Genomic DNA, 311 nt, shown 5'->3' with positions numbered 1-311 from the left:
GATAAATAACAATATGAATACAGTAGCGTTTGATTTTAGCAAATAATGCTTATGAATGTACATTATTTAATAACTAATAGTTAGGGGTGGGTTTTAGAAGTTTTTCTTGACAATAGGACTCAAACCATTGAATATAATAGCAGTTGATTGGTCAGTGAGCGGCTTTTATGATATTGCCGTGGCACTTGAGAATGAGAACTACGGGTTACTTATCGGTAGCTTACGTCGTTTTATTTTCTTTGTGATAATGATATGGCAAAAATGATGATCATAGCGATTATTATTAATAACTGTATATGTTGTCTCCGGAC

General features: G+C 32.8%; 1 protein-coding gene. It reads left to right on the top strand.

What is annotated here, in order from left to right:
- Window positions 1-127: 127 nt before the first annotated feature.
- Window positions 128-265 carry a hypothetical protein gene (locus AAEY83_RS13690; RefSeq protein WP_157824073.1) on the top strand — a complete coding sequence of 46 codons (138 nt, stop codon included), beginning with the start codon at window positions 128-130 and terminating at the stop codon, window positions 263-265.
- Window positions 266-311 lie beyond the last annotated feature (46 nt).

This window comes from Psychrobacter sp. TB20-MNA-CIBAN-0197 (assembly GCF_040309765.1).
Taxonomy (GTDB): Bacteria; Pseudomonadota; Gammaproteobacteria; order Pseudomonadales; family Moraxellaceae; genus Psychrobacter; species Psychrobacter submarinus.
This window is presented reverse-complemented; position numbering and strand designations above follow the sequence as displayed.